The 22,758-nt window shown below is 62.4% G+C and carries 18 protein-coding genes; 10 read left to right on the top strand and 8 right to left on the bottom strand.

Features of this window, described 5'->3' with window-relative positions:
• Nucleotides 1–40 precede the first annotated feature (40 nt).
• From ACJ8QF_RS10620 to ACJ8QF_RS10605, 4 genes are all read left to right on the top strand, one after another.
• A complete protein-coding gene (locus ACJ8QF_RS10620; protein WP_004935652.1) occupies nt 41–1,552 on the top strand; it encodes a sugar ABC transporter ATP-binding protein in 1,512 nt (503 codons plus the stop codon).
• Entirely contained in the window at nt 1,549–2,544 is a 996-nt protein-coding gene (locus ACJ8QF_RS10615; RefSeq protein ID WP_004935654.1) for an ABC transporter permease, read from the top strand. Before ACJ8QF_RS10620 ends, ACJ8QF_RS10615 begins: the two co-directional genes overlap by 4 nt.
• Nucleotides 2,545–2,786: 242 nt before the next feature.
• Complete coding sequence (locus tag ACJ8QF_RS10610; RefSeq protein WP_004935657.1) at nt 2,787–4,775, top strand: ligand-gated channel protein; 1,989 nt, start codon at nt 2,787–2,789, stop codon at nt 4,773–4,775.
• Between the two features lie 55 nt (nt 4,776–4,830).
• A complete protein-coding gene (locus ACJ8QF_RS10605; protein WP_004935660.1) occupies nt 4,831–5,778 on the top strand; it encodes a siderophore ABC transporter substrate-binding protein in 948 nt (315 codons plus the stop codon).
• A gap of 33 nt (nt 5,779–5,811) precedes the next feature.
• Here the strand turns inward: ACJ8QF_RS10605 and ACJ8QF_RS10600 are convergent, their stop codons facing one another.
• Entirely contained in the window at nt 5,812–6,600 is a 789-nt protein-coding gene (locus tag ACJ8QF_RS10600; protein WP_004935663.1) for an ABC transporter ATP-binding protein, read from the bottom strand.
• The gene (locus tag ACJ8QF_RS10595; protein ID WP_004935667.1) at nt 6,597–7,679 is read right to left on the bottom strand and encodes a FecCD family ABC transporter permease; all 1,083 of its coding nucleotides are present in this window, start codon (nt 7,677–7,679) and stop codon (nt 6,597–6,599) included. Before ACJ8QF_RS10595 ends, ACJ8QF_RS10600 begins: the two co-directional genes overlap by 4 nt.
• Before the next feature lie 364 nt (nt 7,680–8,043).
• On the opposite strand from ACJ8QF_RS10595, the gene ACJ8QF_RS10590 reads away from it, so the two are divergent.
• Nucleotides 8,044–9,144 carry a GGDEF domain-containing protein gene (locus tag ACJ8QF_RS10590; RefSeq protein WP_004935670.1) on the top strand — a complete coding sequence of 367 codons (1,101 nt, stop codon included), beginning with the start codon at nt 8,044–8,046 and terminating at the stop codon, nt 9,142–9,144.
• Nucleotides 9,145–9,190: 46 nt separating this feature from the next.
• Here the strand turns inward: ACJ8QF_RS10590 and ACJ8QF_RS10585 are convergent, their stop codons facing one another.
• The 3 genes from ACJ8QF_RS10585 to ACJ8QF_RS10575 all read right to left on the bottom strand — a co-directional run bounded on the left by ACJ8QF_RS10585 (nt 9,191) and on the right by ACJ8QF_RS10575 (nt 12,053).
• Nucleotides 9,191–10,669, bottom strand: a complete 1,479-nt coding sequence (locus ACJ8QF_RS10585) for an amino acid permease (RefSeq protein ID WP_015378517.1) — start codon at nt 10,667–10,669, stop codon at nt 9,191–9,193.
• Between the two features lie 221 nt (nt 10,670–10,890).
• Nucleotides 10,891–11,757, bottom strand: a complete 867-nt coding sequence (gene yieE / locus ACJ8QF_RS10580) for a DNA-binding transcriptional regulator YeiE (RefSeq protein ID WP_015378518.1) — start codon at nt 11,755–11,757, stop codon at nt 10,891–10,893.
• Between the two features lie 98 nt (nt 11,758–11,855).
• A complete protein-coding gene (locus tag ACJ8QF_RS10575; RefSeq protein ID WP_004935692.1) occupies nt 11,856–12,053 on the bottom strand; it encodes a hypothetical protein in 198 nt (65 codons plus the stop codon).
• A gap of 191 nt (nt 12,054–12,244) precedes the next feature.
• On the opposite strand from ACJ8QF_RS10575, the gene ACJ8QF_RS10570 reads away from it, so the two are divergent.
• Both ACJ8QF_RS10570 and nfo read left to right on the top strand, forming a co-directional pair.
• Complete coding sequence (locus ACJ8QF_RS10570) at nt 12,245–13,318, top strand: YeiH family putative sulfate export transporter (RefSeq protein WP_075685460.1); 1,074 nt, start codon at nt 12,245–12,247, stop codon at nt 13,316–13,318.
• 100 nt (nt 13,319–13,418) lie between these two features.
• On the top strand, nt 13,419–14,258 hold the full coding sequence (gene nfo, locus ACJ8QF_RS10565) for a deoxyribonuclease IV (RefSeq protein WP_033632566.1): 840 nt from the start codon (nt 13,419–13,421) through the stop codon (nt 14,256–14,258).
• A gap of 60 nt (nt 14,259–14,318) precedes the next feature.
• Here nfo and fruA read toward each other — a convergent pair whose 3' ends face one another.
• Genes fruA through fruB form a run of 3 tightly spaced genes read right to left on the bottom strand, consistent with a single transcriptional unit; the run spans nt 14,319 to nt 18,084 of the window.
• A complete protein-coding gene (gene fruA, locus ACJ8QF_RS10560) occupies nt 14,319–16,001 on the bottom strand; it encodes a PTS fructose transporter subunit IIBC (RefSeq protein WP_442518299.1) in 1,683 nt (560 codons plus the stop codon).
• Nucleotides 16,002–16,012: 11 nt separating this feature from the next.
• The gene (fruK, locus tag ACJ8QF_RS10555; protein ID WP_004935702.1) at nt 16,013–16,954 is read right to left on the bottom strand and encodes a 1-phosphofructokinase; all 942 of its coding nucleotides are present in this window, start codon (nt 16,952–16,954) and stop codon (nt 16,013–16,015) included.
• Nucleotides 16,951–18,084, bottom strand: a complete 1,134-nt coding sequence (fruB, locus tag ACJ8QF_RS10550; protein WP_004935705.1) for a fused PTS fructose transporter subunit IIA/HPr protein — start codon at nt 18,082–18,084, stop codon at nt 16,951–16,953. Before fruB ends, fruK begins: the two co-directional genes overlap by 4 nt.
• Nucleotides 18,085–18,331: 247 nt before the next feature.
• Here fruB and ACJ8QF_RS10545 point away from each other — a divergent pair, with 247 nt between their 5' ends.
• The 3 genes from ACJ8QF_RS10545 (at nt 18,332) to torA (ending at nt 22,635) form a co-directional block, all read left to right on the top strand.
• Entirely contained in the window at nt 18,332–18,754 is a 423-nt protein-coding gene (locus tag ACJ8QF_RS10545; RefSeq protein WP_442537504.1) for a nucleotide triphosphate diphosphatase NUDT15, read from the top strand.
• A 233-nt stretch (nt 18,755–18,987) separates the two neighbouring features.
• The gene (locus tag ACJ8QF_RS10540; protein WP_031300724.1) at nt 18,988–20,148 is read left to right on the top strand and encodes a NapC/NirT family cytochrome c; all 1,161 of its coding nucleotides are present in this window, start codon (nt 18,988–18,990) and stop codon (nt 20,146–20,148) included.
• Nucleotides 20,149–20,160: 12 nt separating this feature from the next.
• Nucleotides 20,161–22,635: a trimethylamine-N-oxide reductase TorA gene (gene torA / locus ACJ8QF_RS10535; RefSeq protein WP_154871036.1), complete on the top strand. Its 2,475-nt coding sequence runs from the start codon at nt 20,161–20,163 to the stop codon at nt 22,633–22,635.
• Nucleotides 22,636–22,758: the final 123 nt, after the last annotated feature.

Raw genomic sequence — 22,758 nt, 5'->3', positions numbered from 1 at the left:
CAAAACAGCCATCTAAACATCTAAACGGCCTTAACACCCTATGTCAACCGCAACGCCTTCACGCCTCGAGATGCGCAATATCTCGATCGCCTTCGCCGGCTTCAACGCGCTACAGGACGTGGACTTCACGCTGCAGGGCGGATCAATCCATGCGCTGGTCGGCGCCAACGGCGCGGGCAAGTCGACGCTGATGGCGATCCTCTCCGGCGCCCACGATCATTATCGCGGCGAGATCCTGATCGACGGCCAGCCGGTGGCGATCCACTCCCCGTTGCAGGCGCGCCGTCACGGTATTCACGTGGTGCAGCAAGAGGTCGACGTCGCGCTGATCCCCACGCTGTCGGTAGCGGAAAACATCATGCTGGACTGGCTGAACGAGCCGGGCCACTGGCTGAACTGGGCGGAGCTGCACCGCCGCGCCGCGCAGCTGCTGCAGCAATGGGCGCTGCCGCTCAACCCGCGCAGACGCCTGGCGGACTGCACGCTGGCGGAAAAACAGCAGGTGCTGCTGGCGCGCGCGCTGTCGCACCGCTGCCGTTTTCTGGTGCTCGACGAGCCGACCGCGCCGCTCGATCGCGCCGAGAGCGAGCGCCTGTTTAACGTGGTGCGCCGCCTGCAATCCGAAGGCATCGGCATCGTGTTTATTTCCCACCGCATCCACGAACTGAGCGACATTTGCGATCGGCTGACGGTGCTGCGCGACGGCCGGCGCGTCAGCGAAGACGCCATGCGCGGGCTGAGCGGCGAACAGATCGTCGAGAAGATGCTCGGCCATCGGCTGGACGACATTTTCCCGCCGCCGCGCCCGCCACACCCTGAGCGAACGCTGCTGCAGGTGCAGGGCTTGCACGATCGCCATAAGCTGCGCGACGTTTCGCTGCGGCTGCATGAGGGCGAGATCCTCGGCATCGCCGGGCTGGCCGGGGCGGGCAAAACCGAACTGTGCAAGGCATTGTTCGGCGCCAGCGCCGTGCAGCTCGAGCGCGGCGAACTGCGCGGGCAGCCCTGGGTGCCACGCGCGCCGCACCTGTCGGTCGAACAAGGATTGGCGCTGGTGCCGGAAGAACGCCGCAAAGAAGGTATTTTCATCGACGAGGCGATCCCGATGAACCTGAGCGTCAGCGCCGACGACAGCTTCTCGCGCTGGAGCCTGTTCAGCCGGCGGCAAGAGCTGCGCTGGGCGCGCGAGATCATGCAGCGTCTGAATATTCGCGCCTCCGGCCCGCAACAGCGGCTGGCGCGCCTGTCAGGCGGCAATCAACAAAAAGTGGCGATCGGCAAATGGCTGCGCGGCGACGCCGAGGTGCTGATCTTCGATGAGCCGACCAAGGGCGTGGACATCAAGGCCAAACAGGAGCTGTTCAGCCTGATCGACGGCCTGGCCCGCGCCGGCAAAGGCGTGATTTACGCCTCCGGCGAGTTCGCCGAGCTGATTGGCCTGTGCGATCGCATCTGCGTGCTGTGGGACGGCCGCATCGTGGCGGAATTGAACGCCGCCGACATCGACGAAGAAACCTTATTGCTCTATTCCACCGGAGGAACCCCTGCGTGAGTAAAGAATTTGCCTTGCGGCCTGCGCTGCCCTGGCGCCAACAGCTGTTTGATTTCCTCTACAAGTGGGGCATGCTGCTGACCGTGGCGGCGCTGATCGCCCTGTTTGGCCTGGCGTCGGACAACTTTCTCGATGCCAACAACATCATCAATATCCTGCGTTCGATCGCCATCGTGACGGTGATCGCCATCGGCGTCTCCATCTCGCTGTCGGTCGGCGGTTTCGATCTGTCGGTCGGCTCGACCGCCTCGCTGGCCAACGCGCTGGTGATTTCGCTGTTCGTCTGGCACGGGTTCGGCACCACCGGCGCCATCGTGGTGACGCTGCTGCTGTGCACGCTGGTCGGCCTGTTCAACGCCCTGCTGATCGTGGTATTCAGAATTCCCGATATGCTGGCGACGCTGGCCAGCCTGTTCGTGATCCAGGGCGTGGCGATGACTTACAGCTACGGCGGTTCCATCACCCAAAACATGGTGCTGCCGAATGGCGACATGGCGGAAGGCCCGATCCCGGAAGTGTTTGCCGCTCTCGGTCAGGTGCCGGTGATCGTGCTGATCATGCTGGCGGTCACCGTGGCGGTGCAGCTGTTCCTGTCGTTGACCAAGCACGGCCGCCGCATGTACGCCATCGGCGGCAACCCCGAGGCTGCGCGTCTGTCGGGCATCCGCACCGTGCGTTACAGGGTTGCCGCTTACGTCATTTCCTCCTGGCTGGCGGCGCTTGGCGGCATCTTACTGGCGTCACGTATTGGCTCTTCGCAGGTCAATGCCGGCGGCGGTTATCTGATGGACGCGGTGGCGGCGGCCTATATCGGCTTCTCGCTGGCCGGCGCCGGTAAACCCAATGCGCTCGGCACCCTGATCGGCGCGGTGATCCTCGGCGTGCTGCAAAACGGCCTGGTGATGCTGTCGGTGCCCTACTACGCCATGGACATTATCAAAGGCCTGGTGCTGGCGTTGGCGCTGGCCATCACCTACATCCAGAAACGCTGATCCCCCGGCGCACGCCCGCTGCGCCGCTTTTCCCTTTAATTCATCCGGTTACCCTTTTCCGTCAGCATAACAAGCATACAAATGATATGAATTATCATTAGCGTTTACATTAAGAAAAAAATCCTTACAATACCCTCACGCAACGCTGACGAAGCGAAGTATTTCTCAGCGAACGATGAATAATTTCATTAGAAATTCAATTGGTTAATTACTTTCACTTCAATCCAGGAAAGGTTTACCTCATGGAAACGCCACGTTACAGCAAGCTCGCCGCTCTGGTGATCGCCTCACTCAGCGCCACCGCCGCACTGGCCGCGCCGCAGGACGACACCCAGGACACCATGGTCGTCACCGCCTCCGGCTTTCAGCAAAAAATTCAGGACTCTGCCGCTTCCATCTCGGTGATCCCGCGCCAGCAGATCGAAGATAAAGCCTATCGCGACGTGACCGATGCACTGAAAGACGTACCGGGCGTAGTGGTCACCGGCGGCGCCAGCAGCAGCGACATCAGCATTCGCGGCATGTCTTCCAAGTACACGCTGATCCTGGTGGACGGCAAGCGCGTCGACACCCGCGGCACCCGGCCGAACAGCGATAACGCCGGCATCGAACAGGGCTGGCTGCCGCCGATGGAAGCCATCGAACGTATCGAAGTGGTGCGCGGGCCGATGTCTTCGCTGTACGGTTCCGACGCCATGGGCGGCGTGATCAACGTCATCACCCGCAAAACCTCGCGCACCGAGTGGAAAGGCTCGCTGCACGGCGACGCCACCCTTCAGGAAAACCGCGATTCCGGCGATCTGTTCCAGACCAACGCCTACGCCTCCGGCCCGCTGGTTGAAGGCCTGCTCGGCCTGCGGGTCAACGGCCTGCTGTCGCGCCGCGCGGAAGATAAAATCACCAACGGTTACAACGAGCAGCGCATGCGCAGCGGCACCGCGGTGTTCACCCTGACCCCGGACGAGAAAAACGAATTCGACTTTGAAATCGGCCGCTCGCTGCAGGATCGCAACAGCACGCCGGGCAAATCGGTGGTAGCGGAACGCTGCAGCAAAGGCAAATGCACGCCGACATCGCGCAGCGAAAGCCTGTATACGCGCACCAACTACGCGCTGACCCACAACGGCTATTACGACTTCGGCAACTCCACCAGCTACGTTCAGCGGGAAGAGACCAACAACCCGGGCCGCAAAATGAAGATGTACAACACCATCTTCAACACCCAGAACCAGTTCGAGCTGGGTTCACACATGCTGAACCTCGGCGGTCAGTATCGCTATGAAAAACTGAGCGACAGCGGCAACCAGCTTGAATCGGCACAAGGTCTCAGCAAGCTGACGCGCTGGAGCTGGGCGCTGTTCGCCGAAGATGAGTGGGCATTGACCAACGACTTCAGTCTGACGACCGGCATCCGCATGGATCAGGACGAAAACTTCGGCAGCCACTGGACGCCGCGCATGTACGGGGTCTGGCACCTGACCGAACAGTGGACGCTGAAAGGCGGCGTCTCCGCCGGCTACAAATCGCCGGATCTGCGCCAATCCTCCGCCAACTGGGGCCAGGTCACCGGCGGCGGCGTGCGTAAAGGCATCATCGTCGGCAACCCGGATCTGCAGCCGGAGAAGAGCCTGAGCGAAGAGATCGGCCTGATGTGGGATAGCCTGAAAGGCGTCAACGCCGGGGTGACCGTCTTCAACACCGACTTCAAGAACAAGATCACCGAAGTGCGCCGCTGCGAAGACACGCCGGACTGTAAGATCGGCAATGACGTCTACGACTTTATCAGCGATCGCGTCAACGTCGACAAAGCCAATATGCGCGGCGTAGAAGCCACCTTCGGCTGGCAGATCAACAAAGACTGGAAGTGGAACACCAACTACACCTACACCTCTTCCGAGCAGAAGAGCGGCGAGTTCCAGGGCAAGGCGCTCAACCAGATGCCGAAGCACATGGTTAACACCGTGCTGGATTGGCGCGCCACGCAGGACCTCAGCCTGTGGTCGCGCGTTAATTTCCGCAGCAAAACGTCTGAGTATCTGAGCCGTACCTCGATGGCCAAGAGCACCCCGTCCTACACCTTCGTCGATGCGGGCCTGAGCTACCAGGCGGCGAAAAACCTGCAGCTGACCGGCGGGGTCTACAACATCCTCGACAAGACCGTGGATTACGATCACTACAACACCACGCTGGACGGCCGCCGTTACACCGTCGGCATGACCTACAACTTCTGATGCCCCCGGGCGCGCGCTGCGCGCCCTTTTCATTCCATCACCGTGAGGAAGCCCCATGAAATTACGCCGCTCCCCCCTGATGATCGCCCTGCTGACCGCGATGGCGCTGGCGGGTTGCCACAGCAAAACCGACGCGCCGGCGGCCCCGGCCACCGTCAACGTCCAGCACCTGAACGGCAGCACCGAGGTGAAGAAGCACCCGCAGCGCATCGTGGTGCTGGATTACGCCTCGCTGGAAACGCTGCAGCTGCTGGGCGTCGAGCCGCTGGCGCTGCCCGGCAACCGTAAGAACTTGCCGGATAGCCTGAAGCGCTATCAGGACGACAAATACCTCAATGCCGGCACCCTGTTCGAGCCGGATATGGCCGTGCTGCGCGCCGCCAAACCGGATCTGATCCTGATCGCCGGCCGGGCGTCCAAAGCCTATGACGAGCTGAACACGCTGGCGCCGACGCTGAATATGTCCGTCGATCAGCAGGATCAGTTGGGCAGCCTGAAACAGCGCACGCTGCAGCTGGGTGAGCTGTTCGATAAGCAGCAACAGGCGCAGGCGGCGATCGATAAGCTGGATGCGCAGATCGCGGCGGTCAAACCGCAGGCCGCCCAGGCCGGACGCGGGCTGGTGGTGCTGTTCTCCGGCGGCAAGATCAGCGCTTACGCCCCCAAGAGCCGTTTCAGCTTCGTCTATGACGCCCTCGGCTTCGCGTCCGCGTTGCAGTCCGATGAAAAAGACGTGCGCGGCAATAAGCTGACGCCTGAGCAGGTGGCCAAACTGAATCCGGACTGGCTGTTCGTCATCGACAGAGACGCCGCAACCGGGCGGCCGAATGCGGTGGCACCGCAGAAAATCCTCACCGGCACCGCGCTGAAGAAAACCACGGCGGTGAAAAAAGGCCAGGTGGTTTACCTGCCGGCGGCCGAGGTTTATCTGTCCGGCGGCATCGTCACCGCTCAGCACGTCGTCGAACGCGTGAGCGAGGCGCTAACCCACGCTGCGCGATAAAAAAAGCCCGGCGATGCCGGGCTTTTTCCTGGATTAAATCGTCGGCTGGTTTACCAGGCCGTCTATCAGCACCTGCGGCGTGCCCTGCGAACAGCGCTCGATGCGCCCGCGCACGCCGTAGACCCGCGCCAGGCTCTGCGGCGTTATCACCTGATCCGGCGCGCCGTCGGCGATCAGATCGCCATCCTGCAGCATCAGCACGTGGTCGCCGTGACGCAGCGCGATGTTGATGTCATGCACCACCACCACCGTCACGATATTGCGCTTGCGGGTTTCACGGCGCACCAAATCCATCACGTGGAACTGATAGTTGAGATCGAGCGCGCTCAGCGGCTCATCCAGCAGCAGCAGCGACGGCTGACGGATCAGCGACTGCGCCAACCCCACCAGCTGTTTCTGGCCGCCGGACAGCTGATCGAGGTAGCTCAGCGCCAGGTGGGCGATGCCCAGCTGTTCCAGCAAAGCCATCACTTCCGCTTCGCTGCCGGCGTTGCTGCGGCCGCCCGAGGCGCGCTGCGCCACGATGATCGACTCCAGCACGTGCAGATGCACCCCGGCGGGCAGCGACTGCGGCAGGTACACCACTTTCTCCGCCCGACGGGCGAACGGCATCTGCATCAGATCGCCGTCGTCCAGCCACAGCTTGCCCTGCGCCGGGTTCAGCCCGGCCAGCGAGCGCAGCAGCGTCGATTTGCCGCTGCCGTTCGGCCCCAGCAGCACGGTGATTTGCCCGCGCGGCAGCATCGGCACCGAGAGATTGTCGATCACCTGACGCTTCGGGTAGCCCGCCGAGAAGTTTTCTATCCGTAAACCCTGGCTCATACGTTCCCCCGATGGCGCAGAATAATGCTCAGGAAGAACGGCACCCCGACCAGCGAGGTGACGATGCCCACCGGAATGATCACGCCGGGCACCAGGTTTTTCGACGCCACCGAGGCCATCGACAGCACCAGCGCGCCAATCAGCGCGCTGGCCGGCAGGTAGAAACGGTGATCTTCGCCGAAGATCATGCGGGCGATATGCGGCGCCACCAGGCCGATAAAGCCGATCGGCCCGACAAAGGCCACCGCCAGCGCCGAGAGCATGCTGATGCGCAGCAGCGTGGTCAGCCGCAGACGGCGCACGTCGATGCCGAAGCTCACCGCCCGGTCTTCCCCCAGACGCAGCGCGGTCAGTTTCCACGAGCTCATCATCGACAGCGGCAGCAGCACGGCGAACACGCCGAACAGAATACCCAGCTTGTCCCACGAGGCGCGCGCCAGGCTGCCCATGGTCCAGAACACCAGCCCCTGCAGCGTGTCCTCGCTGGCGATGAACTGCATCATCGAGACCAGTGCGTTGAAGGTAAACACCAGCGCGATGCCGAACAGCACCACGCCGGAGGTGGCGACCCGCGTCCAGCGCGTGATGCCGTCGAGCATCAGCGCGGCGAACAGCGCGAAGATAAAAGCGTTGGCGGAGATGAACCACTGATCGGGAATGCCCGGAATGCCGATGCCGAGCACGATCGCCAGCGCGGCGCCAAAGGCCGCGGCGGAAGACACGCCGAGAGTAAAGGGACTGGCCAGCGGGTTATTCAGGATGGTCTGCATTTCCGCCCCGGCCAGGCCGAGCGCAAAGCCCACCACCACCGCCATCAACGCATAGGGCAAGCGGATGTCCCAGACGATCACCCGCGTGCCGGCATCGGCCGCGGCGGGATCAAGCAGCGTTTGCCATAAGGACGACAACGACAGGCCGGACGGACCCATGGTGAAATCCAGCAGCAGCGAGCCCAGGATCGCCAATGCCAATACGCCCATCATCAACAGGCGATGGCGAAGAATATGCTGATAACGCCCCATCACGCCGGCGTTGGGTTGCCCCTTGGCGTCAGTCATGGGATCGGTGGATACGCTCATTCGTTAAGATACCTGTTACAACCATCATGACAGCGGCGCGAAGGCGTCCGCCGTAAACCGGAAAGCGCGCGGCGACCGCCTGCGCGCAGCCGCCCACAATAAAGCAAACGATAATACTTATCAATCATATCAATAGCTGAAAACAGCGTTGTCGAAATGTAATAATTTGTTTTTTCTCGCCATTTTTCAAACCACCACGCTTTCCCCCGCCAACGGCCAGTAGGTTAATTATTCTGAAAATTCTTCCTGATCCGACCAGACTCTGACAAATAACGGCAAAACCACATAGAATCCAAAACCACAGCACCGCGCGTGCAAAAAACTTTCAGGCCGCCGCAAGAGCGGCCTTATTGACGAGGCTGTAATGAGAAGTCCATCTCCGGCGGTAACGCCCAAACGCCCGGCGCTGCTGAACTGGCTGTTGCACAGCCCGCTGCACGCCGATGACGAACCGTTTCAACGCCAGCTGCGTCTCACGCTGACGCCCTCTCCTCTCACCCCCTGGCTGAATGCCGTGGGGCCGGCCGCGCTGTTGGTGGGGTACGCCTGGCTGAACCAACCGCTGGTCGGTATCGGCCTGCTGCTGCTGTTGCTGCTGTTGACCGCCGGGCGTGCCAGGTTGGCGCAAAGGCGCCAACCCGCCTGGCCGAACGCCATGCTGGTGACGGTGTTGTTGTGGGCGCTGCTGGTTGGCGCCAGCGCCGCGCTGGCGATGCTGTCGGGCCGCTTCGTGCTGATCCTGTTCGCCGGCCTGACCATCACCGCCCTAGCCTGCTGGTTGATGCAGCGCCATGCCGCCGCGCCGCGCTTCGCGCTGCTTGAGGTGATCGCGCTGACGCTGCCCTACCTGCTGGCGGCGCCGCTGTCGCGCGTGCAAAATCTGTTTGTCATGGCGGATCTCGCGCCGCTGTGGCTGGTGCTGGCCCATGGCATGATCGCGCGCTACCACCGCCAGTTGGTGCAGCACGTCACGCTGAACTGGGAGAAGCAGCAGGCATCGCACCGCGATCGCCTGACCGGCTTTCTCAACCGCGCAGGCGGCGAGGTGGTGATGCGCAGCATCTGCCGCCCCGCAACGGCGCAGCCGATCTCCCACCTGTTCATTCTCGAATTCGGCCCGCTGGCGGCACTCTACCAAAGTCACGGCGTCCAGATCGGCGACGACGTGCTGCGCACCGTCGGCGAGCGCCTCAAGACGCTGATCCGCCCGAGCGACTACGTCTGCCGCTATACCGGCGGTCTGTTTCTGATTCTGGTGCACGATCTGCCCTACGGCGCGGAAAGCGAGTTTCTGGCGCGCATTGTGCCGCCGCTGGAGGCGCCCTACGATTTTGGCGCGTTCGGCGAGGTGAACATGCGGCTTAACGCCGGCATTTTGGCGCTGACGCAGAATTACGCGACGGTAGAGAGTTTGATGAGCTCGGCGCAGCAGGCGCTGGCGGAAGCCAAAGGCGGGAAAAAGTAAAAACAAAACGCGGCGGGAGCCCCCGCCGCGCGTCACTCACCGAAGATTACTTCACGTCCATCTTCGGGAATTCCATTTCGCTGTACTTCACGACACGGGTGCCTTGCGACAGCTTGTAACCGAACCAGATCAGCAGGAACAGCGGAATGCCGATGTAGGTCGCGGTCACGCCGTACCAATCAATCTTGTCTTGCAGGAAGGCCTGGTAGTTCTGCCCCAGGGTAATGATCAGGCACAGCACGAAGGCGAAGATCGGCCCCAGCGGGAAGAACCCGGAACGGTACGGCAAGTCGTTGAGATCGTGCCCCTGCAGCATGTAACCGCGACGGAAACGGTAGTGGCTGATGGCGATGCCCAACCAGGCGATGAAGCCGGTCATGCCCGAGGTATTCAGCAGCCACAGGTAAACCGACTGGTTGCCGAACATCGAGGTCAGGAAGCACAACCCGGCCACCACGCAGGTCGCGTACAGCGCGTTGCGCGGCACGCCGCCTTTCGATAGCTTGGCGAAGATGCGCGGCGCTTTGCCTTCCGATGCCAGGGTGTACAACATGCGGGTCGATGCGTACATGCCCGAGTTACCGGCGGACAACACCGCCGTCAGGATCACCGCGTTCATCACCGCCGCCGCCGACAGCAGGCCGGCATGCTGGAACACCAGGGTGAACGGGCTGACGCTGATGTCTTTCACGTCATTGCGCAGCAGGCTCGGATCGGTATACGGAATGATCAGGCTGATGATCAGGATGGCGAAGATATAGAACAGCAGGATACGCCAGAACACCTGACGCACCGCGCGCGGAATATTTTTACCCGGGTTTTCCGATTCGCCGGCCGCGATGCCGATAAGTTCAGTGCCCTGGAACGAGAAGCCGACGATCATGGCCACGCCGATCATCGCCGAGAAGCCGCCGGCGAACGGCGCATCTCCAATGGTCCAGTTCTGCCAGCCGGCATGCTCGCCGCCTTTCAGAATGCCGACAATCATCAGCACGCCGACGGCGATGAAAATAATCACGGTGCTGACCTTGATCAGCGCGAACCAGTATTCCGCCTCGCCGAACCCTTTCACCGAAATGTAGTTCAGCAGGAACATCAGGCCGAGGAATAGCGCGCTCCAGATCCAGCCGGGCGTGTCCGGGAACCAGTAGCTCATCACCAATTGCGAAGCCACCAGGTCAACGGCGATGGTCACCGCCCAGTTGTACCAGTAGTTCCAGCCCAGTGCGAAGCCGAAGCCTTCTTCCACGTATTTGGCGCCGTAGGTGGAGAATGAACCGGAGACCGGCATAAAGGCCGCCAGTTCGCCCAGACTGGTCATCAGGAAGTACACCATCAAACCGATCAGAGCGTAAGACAGCAGCGCCCCACCGGGACCTGCCTGAGAAACCGTGGCGCCCGAGGCGACGAACAGGCCGGTGCCGATGGAGCCGCCGATGGCGATCATGGTCAAATGCCGGGCTTTCAGCTCGCGGCGCAATCCGGGAGCTTGCTGCCCCGATGTTTTTATATCCTGCTGAGCCATTCGTTCCCTATCTATCTGCTCTTCGAAAAATGAGGGCGGATTGTAACAAATACCCGCCGGTGAACTAGCAACATTGCACCGATATAAGATAGCTTCATAATTCAGAGGCAATTATTAGCCGCGCCCCTTATGGCCTTACTTACTCTCATTAATGTGAGCGCGCGCAGGTTTTTATGCTTTCTTTGGCCTGCGCGGCGATAGAAGACGTGACGCGCTGTCGATCACAGCACGCAATAGCTGAGAAAACGCTGCAACGCGTTGGAAATGTGCTTTTGCCGATGGCGGATCAGGTACAGCGTGCGCCGCAGCGGCGGCAGCGGCACCGGCAGTTCCACCAACGCGCCGCTGGCCAACTGTTCCGCCACCACCCGCCGGGACAGGCAGCTGATGCCGATACCGTGCCGCACCGCATGCTTGATCGCCTCCGAGTTGCCGAGCTCCATCACCAGCTGGAAGTGCGGCAGGTGCGCCAACAGCAGATGATCCAGCACCTCGCGAGTGCCCGAACCGCGCTCACGCAGGATCCAAGGCGCATTCGCCAGCGCCTCCAGCGTCGGCGGTTGACGGGTCAGCGGGTTATCCGGCGCAGCGAACACCACCAGCTCGTCCTCCAGCCACGGCTGCGTCACCAGCTCCGGCATATGGCAAGGCCCTTCGATCAGCCCCAGATCGACGCGAAAATCCGCTACCGCCACGATCACATCCTGGCTGTTGCCGACGTTCAGCTCCAGCGGCGTGGCCGGAAAGTCCCGGCGGTAACGGGCGATCATCTCCGGCAGCATATAGTTGCCGATGGTGCTGCTGGCGGCGATGCGCAGCGCCCCGCCATCATGACGAAACAGCTGCTCGATCTCCCCCGCCTGCTCCAGCAGCGCCAGCGCCTTGGGGTACAGCAAGCGGCCGTGTTCGTTGATCACCAGCCGTTTGCCGACGCGATCGAACAGCTGCACGCCCAGCTGCCCCTCCAGATCCGCCAGCGCCGCGCTGACCGCCGACTGCGACAGCGCCAGCACCACCGAGGCCTGAGTGGTCGAACCGCTTTTCAGCACTTCGGTGAAAACTTCCAGTTGACGCAACGTGATATGCATAGCCGTCCCGGTATTGAAAGAAGGTTCTGCCAGAGAACCCCAACATGGTGATGTGGGCAGCCCGGCCAGGCTACCCTGTTTGCGGCCAGATCGGCGCGCTATTTGCCCAACGCGACCAGCTGCGCCGCCGCGGCCAGCACCGGCTCTCGCGGCGTGCCGGCTTCGTCCCGCAGTATCAATTGCAGCATCGCCACGAGATGCTCGCGGTCGATCGTCTTGTTTTCTTCAATCAACCGCCGCACCGCGCGGCCCACTTCCTGATCTACCTGCTCTCTGCGTTGATCGTCGGTATCCATCGCCTGCTCCTGTTAGTTGGAAAGTTACGGCGGCTCGCCGCTCCTCCACACCCTAGCCGCAATGCGGCGTTATGCCAATGCCTGATCCCATACCACTTATTCAGATAGGTTATAAATATATAATCAATTTCTCTTTTATTCAGCCCAAACGTACTCTTAGCAGCAAGAAACAGACTGAAGGACTGACTTTTATGGCGACTGATACCACTCACACCTATCCCGAGCGACGCTTTCCGCTGTTTGGCCTGCCGCGGCTGGTGCCGGGGCTGGCACTGACCGGCGCGCTCACCGCGCTGGCCGTCTGGGCCGGCGATATTCCCTGGGTGGCGGAGCTGGGGCTGGGGGCGCTGACGCTGGCGATCCTGCTCGGTATTCTGGTGGGCAACACGCTGTACCCCCACTGGCAAACCGTTTGTCACAGCGGCGTACAGCTGGCCAAACAGCGTCTGCTGCGTCTGGGCATTATCCTTTACGGCTTCCGGCTGACCTTTCAGCAGATCGCCGACGTCGGCGCCAGCGGCATCATCATCGACGCGCTGACCCTGATCACCACCTTCCTGCTGGCCTGCTGGCTCGGCAAGAAAGTGTTCGGCATCGACAGCCAAACCGCGATACTGATCGGCGCCGGCAGCAGCATTTGCGGCGCGGCGGCAGTGATGGCCACCGAGCCGGTGCTGAAGGCCGACTCCAGCAAAGTGGCGGTAGCGGTCTCGACCGTGGTGGTGTTCGGCACCCTGGCGATCTTCGCCTACCCGTGGCTGTATCAGTTGAATGAACACTTCCAGTGGCTGCCGTTCAGCCAGGAAACCTTCGGCATCTACGCCGGCTCCACCATTCACGAAGTGGCTCAGGTGGTCGCCGCCGGGCACGCCATCGGCCCTGACGCCGAAAACGCGGCGGTGATCGCCAAGATGATCCGCGTGATGATGCTGGCACCGTTCCTGCTGCTGCTGTCGGGCTACATCAGCCGCGGCAGCGCAGGCAAGGCGGAAAAATCCGCCATCACCATTCCGTGGTTCGCCGTGCTGTTTATCGTCGTCGCCGGGCTGAACTCCTTCAACCTGCTGCCGGCCACGCTGGTGCGCCATCTGATCACCGCCGACACCTGGATGCTGGCAATGGCGATGGCGGCGCTGGGGTTGACCACCCACATCAGCGCCGTGCGCCAGGCCGGGGTGAAACCGATTCTGCTGGCCACGCTGCTGTTCGTCTGGCTGCTGGTCGGCGGCGGCGCGATAAATCAGCTGGTGCAACACTGGTTCTAATCTCCCCTTCTGCGGCCCGCTTCGGCGGGCCGCCGCTTTTCACCATTCAATCCGCCCGCCATCAATGCCATAATGTCACCGATAACACAGGAGAATGAAGATGAAGTTTGTCGGTGCACATGTCAGCGCGTCAGGCGGCGTGGATCAAGCAGTTATCCGCGCGCACGAATTGGAGGCGACCGCGTTCGCCCTGTTCACCAAAAATCAGCGTCAATGGAAGGCCGCGCCGCTGGCCGCCGACGTGATCGATAAGTTCAAGAGCGCCTGCGCCCAGTACGGCTTCGGGCCGGGGCAGATCCTGCCGCACGACAGTTACCTGATCAACCTCGGGCATCCGGTGGCCGAGGCGTTGGAAAAATCGCGCGAAGCGTTTATCGACGAGCTGCAGCGCTGCGAACAGTTGGGGCTGACGCTGTTGAACTTCCACCCCGGCAGCCACCTGCTGCAAATCGATGAAGATAAATGCCTGGCGCGCATCGCCGAATCGATCAACATCGCGCTGGACAAAACCGCCGGTGTGACGGCCGTGATCGAAAACACCGCCGGCCAGGGCAGCAATCTGGGCTTCAAATTCGAACACCTGGCGGCGATCATCGACGGCGTGGAAGACAAAAGCCGCGTCGGCGTCTGCATCGACACCTGCCACGCCTTCGCCGCCGGGTACGATCTGCGCACCGAAGAGACCTGCGAACACACCTTCAAACAGCTCGGTGACATCGTCGGTTTCAACTACCTGCGCGGCATGCACCTGAACGACGCCAAGAGCGAGTTCAACAGCCGCGTCGACCGCCACCACAGCCTGGGGGAAGGCAACATCGGCAAAACGGTGTTCAGCTACATCATGCGCGATCCGCGTTTCGACAATATCCCGCTGATTCTGGAAACGGTAAACCCGGATATCTGGGCGGAAGAGATCGCCTGGCTGAAGGCGCAGCAGTAACGCGGCGCCCAAACGACAAAACCGGAGCCTGGGCTCCGGTTTTTTATGGCTGGTTCGCCGTTACGCCACGCTGGCCGCCGGTACTTCAGCACGTTTCAGCAGGGCATAAGCCACCCCGGCCAACAGCGTGCCGGCGGCGATCGCCACCAGATACAGCAGCACCGGCGAAATCGCGCCCGGGATCAGCAGCACGAACAGCCCGCCGTGCGGCGCCATCAGCTTGGCGCCGAAGGCCATCGACAGCGCGCCGGTCAGCGCCCCGCCGGCGATGCAGCACGGCAGCACGCGCATCGGGTCACGGGCGGCGAACGGAATCGCCCCTTCGGTGATGAAGCACAGCCCCAGCACCAACGCCGCCTTGCCGCCTTCCTGTTCGGATTTCGGGAACTTGCGGCGCGCCAGCAGCGTCGCCAGACCCATCGCCAGCGGTGGCACCATACCGGCGGCCATGATGGCTGCCATCGGCGCATACACCGAGGAGCTGAGCAGCGCCACGCCGAAGGCGTAGGCCGCTTTGTTCACCGGCCCCCCCATGTCGGTGCACATCATGCCACCGAGGATCGCCCCCAGCAGCACGGCGTTGGCGGTGCCCAGAGACTGCAGCCAATGGGTCAGGCCTTCCATGATTTTCGCCACCGGCGTGCCGACCACGTAAATCATGATAAGGCCGGTGATCAGGCTGGCCACCAGCGGAATGATCAAGATAGGCTTCAGCGCTTCCATACTCTGCGGCAGACGCAGCTTGCTGCTGATCGCCCTGGCGACGTAACCCGCCAGGAAACCGGCGATGATGCCGCCGAGGAACCCGGCGCCGGTGCTCACCGCCAGCATGCCGCCGATCAGGCCCGGCGTCAGGCCCGGACGATCCGCGATGGAAAAGGCGATGAAACCGGCCAATACCGGCACCATCAGCGCGAAGGCGGAGCCGCCGCCGATCTGCATCAGCGCCGCCGCCAGGGTGCCCTTGACCTCAAACGCCTTGATGCCGAATACGAACGACAGCGCGATGCACAACCCGCCCGCCACCACCATCGGCAGCATGTAGGACACGCCGGTCAGCAGGTGACGATACGGGCCGTTGCCCTCTTTCTTTTTCGCCGCCGGCGCCGCGTTGCCGCGCTGCTGCGGCTGGAACACTTCCGCCTCGGCCTGCGCCTTGTCCAGTTCCTGGGCGGTTTTCTTCAGCGCCAGGCCGGTCGAGGTGCGGTACATCGGTTTGCCGGCAAACTTGTCCAGATCCACTTCGATGTCCGCCGCGACGATCACCAGATCCGCCGCCGCCACTTCTTCCGGAGTGATAGCGTTGCCGGCGCCGACGGAGCCGCGCGTTTCCACTTTCACCCACCAGCCGCGTTTCTTGGCTTCGCTTTCAATGGCTTCGGCCGCCATAAAGGTGTGCGCCACGCCGGTTGGGCAAGCGGTGATCGCCACGATGCGTTTTTGTCCATCGGCTTTCACCGCAGCCGCCTGCGGCGCCTGATAGGTTTCAGCTTCGGCCTTGGCACGCGCCAGAAACGCGTCCGGTTCCCGCACCGCCTGTTCTACCTCGCCCACATACACCAATTTGCCGTTCAGCCCGGCGTCAGCAGGAGCAGCCTGCCCCGCCACCGCCACCAGTTCGGCGTCCTGCAGTGACTCGACCAGCGTCAGGCCAGTTTTGGCCGCGGCGGCCTCCAGCATGCGTTTCGCCAGGTGGCCACGGGCCTGTCCCAGCGAACTGTCTACCATCAGCAGCGTTTTCATTCTGCCTCCTGCTATTGATTGAAAGGTTTCAGATCGACGCGCGCCATCATCGCGGCCAACTGGGGACGATCGGTCACGCCGACGTTGCTCTGGCTGACCGCCAGCGCCGCTACCGCCGTGGCCAGACGCAGAGTGTGTTCGCTGGATTCGCGCATCAGCAGGCCATAAATCAGGCCGCCGACCATCGAATCGCCGGCGCCCACGGTGCTGACCACCTCACAGGACGGCGGTTTGGCGATCCAGGCACCGGACGCGTTAACCCACAGCGCGCCTTCCGCACCGAGGGAGATCACCACGTGGGCGATGCCCTGCTCGCGCAGCGCATGCGCGGCCTCAACCACGTCCGCCAGCGCCGGCAGCGGGCGACCGGCCCAGATTTCCAGCTCGCGGCGGTTCGGCTTCACCAGCCACGGCGAGGCCTTCAACCCGGCGACCAGCGCTTCGCGGCTGCTGTCGAAAATGATGCACGGGCACTTGGCGCGCAGCTGGGTCATCCAGTCGGTAAAGGCGTCGGGATCGACACCGGCCGGCAGGCTGCCGCTCACCGCCACCATGTCGAACTGGCCCAGCCAGCTCAGCGAGTCGCTGACGAAGCGATCCCAGTCCTGCGGCGTCACTTCGAAACCGGAGAAGTTGAAGTCGGTGACTTCGCCGTCTTTTTCCGTCAGCTTGACGTTGATGCGGGTACGGCCCGGCACCACCTGAAAGCGGTTGGCGATCCCCAGATCGCTGAACAGCAGCTGGAAACCGTCCTGATTGTCTTTGCCCAGGAAGCCGCCGACGGTGACGTCGATGCCCAAATCCTTCAACACCTTGGCGACGTTGATGCCCTTACCGGCGGCGTGCAGGCCGGCGGTTTTTACCCGGTTGACTTCCCCGCGTTCGATCTGCGGGCAGAAACCCACCAGATCGTACGCCGGGTTCAAGGTGATCGTTGCTACTCTTCTGCTCATGCTGCGCCCTCGCCCAGTCCTTCATTAATCGCTTCGCCAATCGCCTTCAGCGCGGCTTCAGCATCTTCTCCATTGGCGGTAAAGCGCAGGTGATGCCCTTTCTTCACGCCCAGCGCCACCACCTTCATCAGGCTGCGCCCGTTGGCCGGCTTGCCGCTGCCGTCCAGGTTGGTGACGGTGATGTCACTGTTGAAACTTTTGATCACGTTGACCAGCGCCGTGCCCGGCCGCGCGTGCAGACCGTGCTCGTTGCGGATCACGAACTCGGCGCTCAGCACGCTGCTCTCCTCAGCCACTTCGCTGGTCAGCAGCGCCAGCACGCCGGCGGCATCCGCCTTCAGCAAGCGTTCAGCTTTATTGGCCAGCAGCAGATCGCTGAGGTAGTTGAGCACCGCCAGCGGCTGCGCGTCGGCGACCGACACCGTCAGCAGCAGCGCCACCGGCTCGCCGTCTTCCACGAAAGCCTGCGCCGGGCGGCTGACGGTGGCCGCGCTGGCCAGGTTGCCTTCGACGCTGTCGCTCAGCCAGATGCCCTGCCCCAGGTTCAGCGGCTTGCGGGTGATGACATCACTGACGAACTGCGCGTTGACCGCGCCGGCCTTTTGCAGCCGGCCGGCGTTCAGCGCCTGCAGCGTCATCAGGCTGTCGGCGGCGACGTCGAGCGCAATCAGCGAGACGTCGAACTGGAATTCGGCGCTCTGCTGCTCACCCATCAGCAGGCTGCGCAGCTCTTCCGCAGAGGTGGTTTGCGCCAGCCGCTCCGCCACGCTGTCATCGCTCAGCACGTGGGTGAGCTGACGCAGCAGCGCCAAATGCTCGTCGGAGCGGGCGGCGATGCCGATCGCCACATAGGCGGTCTGGCCTTCGCCCCACGCAATGCCCTGCGGGAACTGGAACACCTGCACGCCGGTTTTCAACACCAGATCGCGGGTATCGGTGGTGCCGTGCGGAATGGCGATGCCGTTACCCAGATAGGTGGACGTCTGCAGTTCGCGCTGCAGCATGCCGTCCACGTAACCGGCGCTAACGCAGCCGGCTTCGGTCAGGGCGGCGGCCACCAGGCGGATGGCCTCTTGCTTACCGTCGGCAACGGCGCCCAGATGAATGTCTTGCGGTGACAACTGGAACATGATTCTCCTCTCCTGCTGAATTGAATCGTTTCAGCCTCATTGAGAAAAAGGAGCGTTATCCGTTCGCCACAAGCGGCCGGACAACGCTGAAACGTTTCAAGGAGTGTGTGAGCAGCACAAGGCGAAAGCAAGCTTTCTCCCTTTCGCCATTGCAGATTTTTGAGCTTACGCACACTTTTGCCGGCGTATTGGCCAGCGCCGGGGCAAAATGACATACTGTGCTGAAACCTTGCTGACGGAGAAAAGCATGAACGTAGTGACGGGCGTCGGGGTGATCATCGTCAACCCTCAAGGCGAGATTTTGTTGGGCAAACGCTGCGGTTCCCACGCGCCCTTTTGGTCGATCCCCGGTGGGCATCTGGATGCCGGTGAAACCTTCGAGCAGTGCGCCCAGCGCGAAATCGCCGAAGAGACCGGGTTGCTCATCGACCCGCCGCGCTTTGTTGGCGTCAGCAACAATCTGCAAACCTGGAGCGCCGAAGGCAAACACACGGTGTCAATCTGCCTGCAGGTGGATCACCCCGGCGGCAACGCCGAGCTGAGAGAGCCCGAGAAATGCGCCGAATGGCGCTGGTGCGCGCCTGAAGCCCTGCCGGAACCCCATTTCGAAGCCAGCCGCACCGCCATCCGCCTGTGGCTGAGCGGCCTGGCCTATTTGCCCACGGCCTGACCCATCGCGAGCGCGTGCTGCGCTCGCTTCCCCTGCCGCAGCGCTCTATCGTTATATAAATTATAATATAACGCTATTTTTTGCGATATACGCCATTTTTTTGACTACGGATAACCCCATGGGGTTAACCCTCTTCTATCATTACCCCTGCAATCGACGTGGCATTCTGACCTCCGGTCGGCGGCCTTTTGGCAAGATTTTATTTTAAATTCATAATTATAAGCGGGTTTACCATGAGCAAAAAACTGACTGGCTTTGAAAAAAAGCGTCGGTGGGGATGGCTATGGCTTTTGCTGCTGGGGATTATCCTCGGCGCAGCGCTGTTGGCCGGGACCGCCACCGTCTTCCATAAAACCAGCGATACCGCCTTCTGCGTTTCCTGCCACACCATGCAACAGCCGCTGGCCGAATATCAGGGCAGCGTCCACTTCCAGAACACCAAGGGCATCCGCGCCGAGTGCGCCGACTGCCACGTGCCGCACCAGCCGATCGACTACCTGTGGACCAAGATCCGCGCGGTAAAAGACATCTACGGCGAGATGGTCGGCACCATCGATACGCCGGAGAAATACGAAGCGCACAAGCTGGCGATGGCACAGTCGGTCTGGAAGACGCTGAAAGAGAACGACTCGGCCACCTGCCGCTCCTGCCACAGCTACGACGCCATGGACATCACCGCCCAGCGCCCTGAGGCGCGCCTGCAGCACCCGGTGGCGATCAAACAGGGCGAAACCTGCATCGATTGCCACAAGGGCGTGGCGCATATTCTGCCGGACATGAGCGGCGAAACCCAGGCCGGCGCCGCCGAGCTGGCGAAGGCCGCGGCGCTGACCGCACCGGACGCCACCACCCTTTACACCATCGCCACCGAACCGTTCTTCCTCGGCGCAGACGACAGTCATAACGCCGGCAACCTGATGCCGTCCACCGAAGTGCAGGTGGTCAAGCAGGATGGCGACAAGGTGCTGGCCACCGTGAGCGGCTGGCAGCAGGACGGCGTCAGCGAAGTGTTCTACGCCGCGCAGGGCAAGCGCATCCTCAGCGTGCTGCTGGGTGAGGATGCGCGCCAACAGCTGAAGACCGCGTCGACTCAGACCGATGCGGAAACCGGCCTGGTCTGGCATCAGGTTTCTTTGCAGGTGTGGCTGCCGCGCAAGCAGCTGATCGACGATCAGCAAAAAATCTGGCGCTACGCCGCGGACATGATGTCGGCCAACTGCACCGGCTGCCACGGGCTGACCGCGCTCGATCGCTTCAACGCCAACCAATGGATCGGCGTCATCAAAGGCATGGCGCCACGCACCTCGCTGACGCAGGAACAGCTGCGCGTGCTGACGCAATACGTACAAAAACACGCCAGCGACATGCCACCTGCCGCACCGGCCAAGCTTTAAGGGAGAAGCGCAATGAGCAACCAACAACCGTTAACCATGAGCCGCCGCCGCTTCCTGACCGGTGCCGCCGCGCTGACCGCTGCCCCGCTGCTGGCGGGCTTATGGCCCAAAGCGGCGCTGGCGCAGGCCATCAGCGAAGCGCTGCCGCAGTTCATCGTCTTGCGTCAGGCGCAGAAAGGCATTCTGACCGGCGCCCACTGGGGCGCGTTTGAGGCCATCGTGCAGGACGGCAAGATGGTCGGCGTGCAGCCGGTGCAGGACGATCCGTATCCCAATGAGCTGATCACCATGGCGCCTTATCAGGTGCACGCCGAGAACCGCATCAAATATCCGATGGTGCGCAAAAGCTGGCTGGAAGGCGGCCCCGGCAGCCGCACCGAACTGCGCGGCCGCGACGAGTGGGTGCGCGTCAGCTGGGACAAAGCGACCGAGCTGGTGTGCAATGAGATCGTTCGCCTGCAGAAAGATCACGGGCCGCAGTCGATCTACGCCGGTTCCTATGGCTGGAAAAGCGTCGGCATGCTGCACAACAGCCGCACGCTGCTGCAGCGTCTGATGAACCTGACCGGCGGCTTCCTCGGCTACGCCGGCGACTACTCCACCGGCGCGGCGCAGGTGATCATGTCGCACGTGGTCGGCTCGATGGAGGTCTACGAACAGCAGACCGCCTGGCCGAACGTGATCGAGAACAGCGAGCTGGTGATCCTGTGGGGCTGCAACCCGATGGTCACGCTGAAAAACAGCTGGAACGTGCCGGATCACGTCGGCCAGACCGGCTTCGAGGCGCTGAAGAAGAAAGGCACCCGGGTGATCAGCATCGATCCGGTGCACAACGACAGCGCCAAGTTCGTCAATGCGCAGTGGATTGCCCCGCGCCCTTATACCGACGGCGCCATGCTGATCGGCATCGCCCACACGTTGCTGACCGAGAAGCTGCATAACCCGGACTTCCTGAAAACCTATACCGTCGGCTTCGACAAGTTCCAGGCCTACCTGCTGGGCGAGAGCGACGGCGTGGCGAAAACCGCCGAATGGGCGGCCGACATCAGCGGCGTCGATGCCGATACGCTGCGCGGACTGGCGCGCGAGATGGCGAAAAATCGCACCATGATCATGGGCGGCTGGGGCATTCAGCGCCAGCACCACGGCGAACAGCAGCACTGGCTGCTGGTGACGGTGGCGGCGATGCTCGGCCAGATCGGCCTGCCGGGCGGCGGCTTCGGCTTCAGCTATCACTATTCGTCCGGCGGCAGCCCGACCGCCAAGGGCGGTATCATCGCCGGCATCTCCGCCGGCAACGCGCCGAAGAACTCGCCGGCGCCGATCCCGGTGGCGCGCATCGCCGAATGCCTGAGCAACCCGGGCAAAACCATCGACTTCAACGGTGCCAAGGTCACTTACCCCGAGGTGAAAATGGTGTATGTGGCGGGCGGCAACACCTTCCACCAGCATCAGGACACCAATAACCTGGTCAAAGCCTGGCAGCGGCCGGACACCATCGTGGTCAACGAGCCTTACTGGACCGCCACCGCCAAGCATGCCGATATCGTGCTGCCGGCCACCACCAGCTACGAGCGCAACGATCTGGAAATGGGCGGCGACTATTCGCAGCTCTACGTGTTCCCGATGCATCAATGCGTGCCGCCGCAGCACGAGTCGCGCAGCGACTTCGACATCTTCTCGGCGATGGCGGCCAGGCTGGGCGTGCAGGAAGCCTTCACCGAGGGCAAGGATGAAACCCAGTGGCTGAAAGGCATGTACGACGACATGAAGAACCAGGCGCGCGCCGCGCGGGTGGCGCTGCCGCCGTTCGACATGTTCTGGCAATCCAACAACTACGTGCGCTTCCCGGTGCCGGAGGCCAATAAGCAGTGGGTGCGCTTCGCCGACTATCGCGACAACCCGCTGCTGAACCCGCTGGGCACGCCGTCGGGCAAGATCGAGATCTACTCCGACGCCATCGCCAAAATGCATTACGAGGATTGCCCCGGTATTCCGACCTGGATGCCGCCGCACGAGTGGTATCGCGGGCCGGAAGCGGCCAAGTATCCGCTGTCGCTCAATACCGCGCACCCGACCAACCGGCTGCACTCCCAGCTCGATAACACGCCGCTGCGCGAGAAATACGCGGTAGCGGATCGTGAAGCGATCCTGATCCACCCGCAGGACGCGCAGCCGCGCGGCATCAGCGGCGGCGATCTGGTGCGGGCGTTTAACGATCGCGGTCAGATCCTGGTGGGCGCGGTGGTCAGCGAAGACGTGCGGCCCGGCGTGGTGCGCATCAGCGAAGGCGCCTGGTTCGATCCGGCCGATCCGGCGCAGCCCGGCTCGCTGTGCAAGAACGGCAACGTCAACTGCCTGACCTTCGACATCGGCTCTTCCAGCCTGGCGCAGGGCAACTGCGGGCAGATGGCGCAGCTGCAGATCGAGAAGTATCAGGGGCCGGTATTGAAAAATACCGCACACGCGGTGCCGCAAGGCGCCTGATCCCACGGTAAACAGAGGGCACAACGCGTAATGCCGGTCAGTTAAGCCTGACCGGCATTTTTTTATCCAGTCTCTGTACGCGCCGTGCAAAAGGAATAGCCTTAAATATCCGGTATTTCTCTG

This window comes from Serratia sp. CY81684, assembly GCF_052166595.1.
GTDB classification, from domain to species: Bacteria; Pseudomonadota; Gammaproteobacteria; order Enterobacterales; family Enterobacteriaceae; genus Serratia; species Serratia nematodiphila.
Note: the sequence above shows the minus strand (reverse complement) of the source record. Positions and strands in the feature narration are given on the sequence as shown.

Excerpts from the sequence above, each read along its gene's own strand:
- ACJ8QF_RS10620 (WP_004935652.1), top strand. The coding sequence starts at position 41 with ATGTCAACCGCAACGCCTTCACGCCTCGAGATGCGCAATATCTCGATC.
- ACJ8QF_RS10610 (WP_004935657.1), top strand. The coding sequence starts at position 2,787 with ATGGAAACGCCACGTTACAGCAAGCTCGCCGCTCTGGTGATCGCCTCA.
- ACJ8QF_RS10605 (WP_004935660.1), top strand. The coding sequence starts at position 4,831 with ATGAAATTACGCCGCTCCCCCCTGATGATCGCCCTGCTGACCGCGATG.
- ACJ8QF_RS10600 (WP_004935663.1), bottom strand. The coding sequence starts at position 6,600 with ATGAGCCAGGGTTTACGGATAGAAAACTTCTCGGCGGGCTACCCGAAG.
- ACJ8QF_RS10595 (WP_004935667.1), bottom strand. The coding sequence starts at position 7,679 with ATGAGCGTATCCACCGATCCCATGACTGACGCCAAGGGGCAACCCAAC.
- ACJ8QF_RS10590 (WP_004935670.1), top strand. The coding sequence starts at position 8,044 with ATGAGAAGTCCATCTCCGGCGGTAACGCCCAAACGCCCGGCGCTGCTG.
- ACJ8QF_RS10585 (WP_015378517.1), bottom strand. The coding sequence starts at position 10,669 with ATGGCTCAGCAGGATATAAAAACATCGGGGCAGCAAGCTCCCGGATTG.
- yieE (WP_015378518.1), bottom strand. The coding sequence starts at position 11,757 with ATGCATATCACGTTGCGTCAACTGGAAGTTTTCACCGAAGTGCTGAAA.
- ACJ8QF_RS10575 (WP_004935692.1), bottom strand. The coding sequence starts at position 12,053 with ATGGATACCGACGATCAACGCAGAGAGCAGGTAGATCAGGAAGTGGGC.
- ACJ8QF_RS10570 (WP_075685460.1), top strand. The coding sequence starts at position 12,245 with ATGGCGACTGATACCACTCACACCTATCCCGAGCGACGCTTTCCGCTG.
- nfo (WP_033632566.1), top strand. The coding sequence starts at position 13,419 with ATGAAGTTTGTCGGTGCACATGTCAGCGCGTCAGGCGGCGTGGATCAA.
- fruA (WP_442518299.1), bottom strand. The coding sequence starts at position 16,001 with ATGAAAACGCTGCTGATGGTAGACAGTTCGCTGGGACAGGCCCGTGGC.
- fruK (WP_004935702.1), bottom strand. The coding sequence starts at position 16,954 with ATGAGCAGAAGAGTAGCAACGATCACCTTGAACCCGGCGTACGATCTG.
- fruB (WP_004935705.1), bottom strand. The coding sequence starts at position 18,084 with ATGTTCCAGTTGTCACCGCAAGACATTCATCTGGGCGCCGTTGCCGAC.
- ACJ8QF_RS10545 (WP_442537504.1), top strand. The coding sequence starts at position 18,332 with ATGAACGTAGTGACGGGCGTCGGGGTGATCATCGTCAACCCTCAAGGC.
- ACJ8QF_RS10540 (WP_031300724.1), top strand. The coding sequence starts at position 18,988 with ATGAGCAAAAAACTGACTGGCTTTGAAAAAAAGCGTCGGTGGGGATGG.
- torA (WP_154871036.1), top strand. The coding sequence starts at position 20,161 with ATGAGCAACCAACAACCGTTAACCATGAGCCGCCGCCGCTTCCTGACC.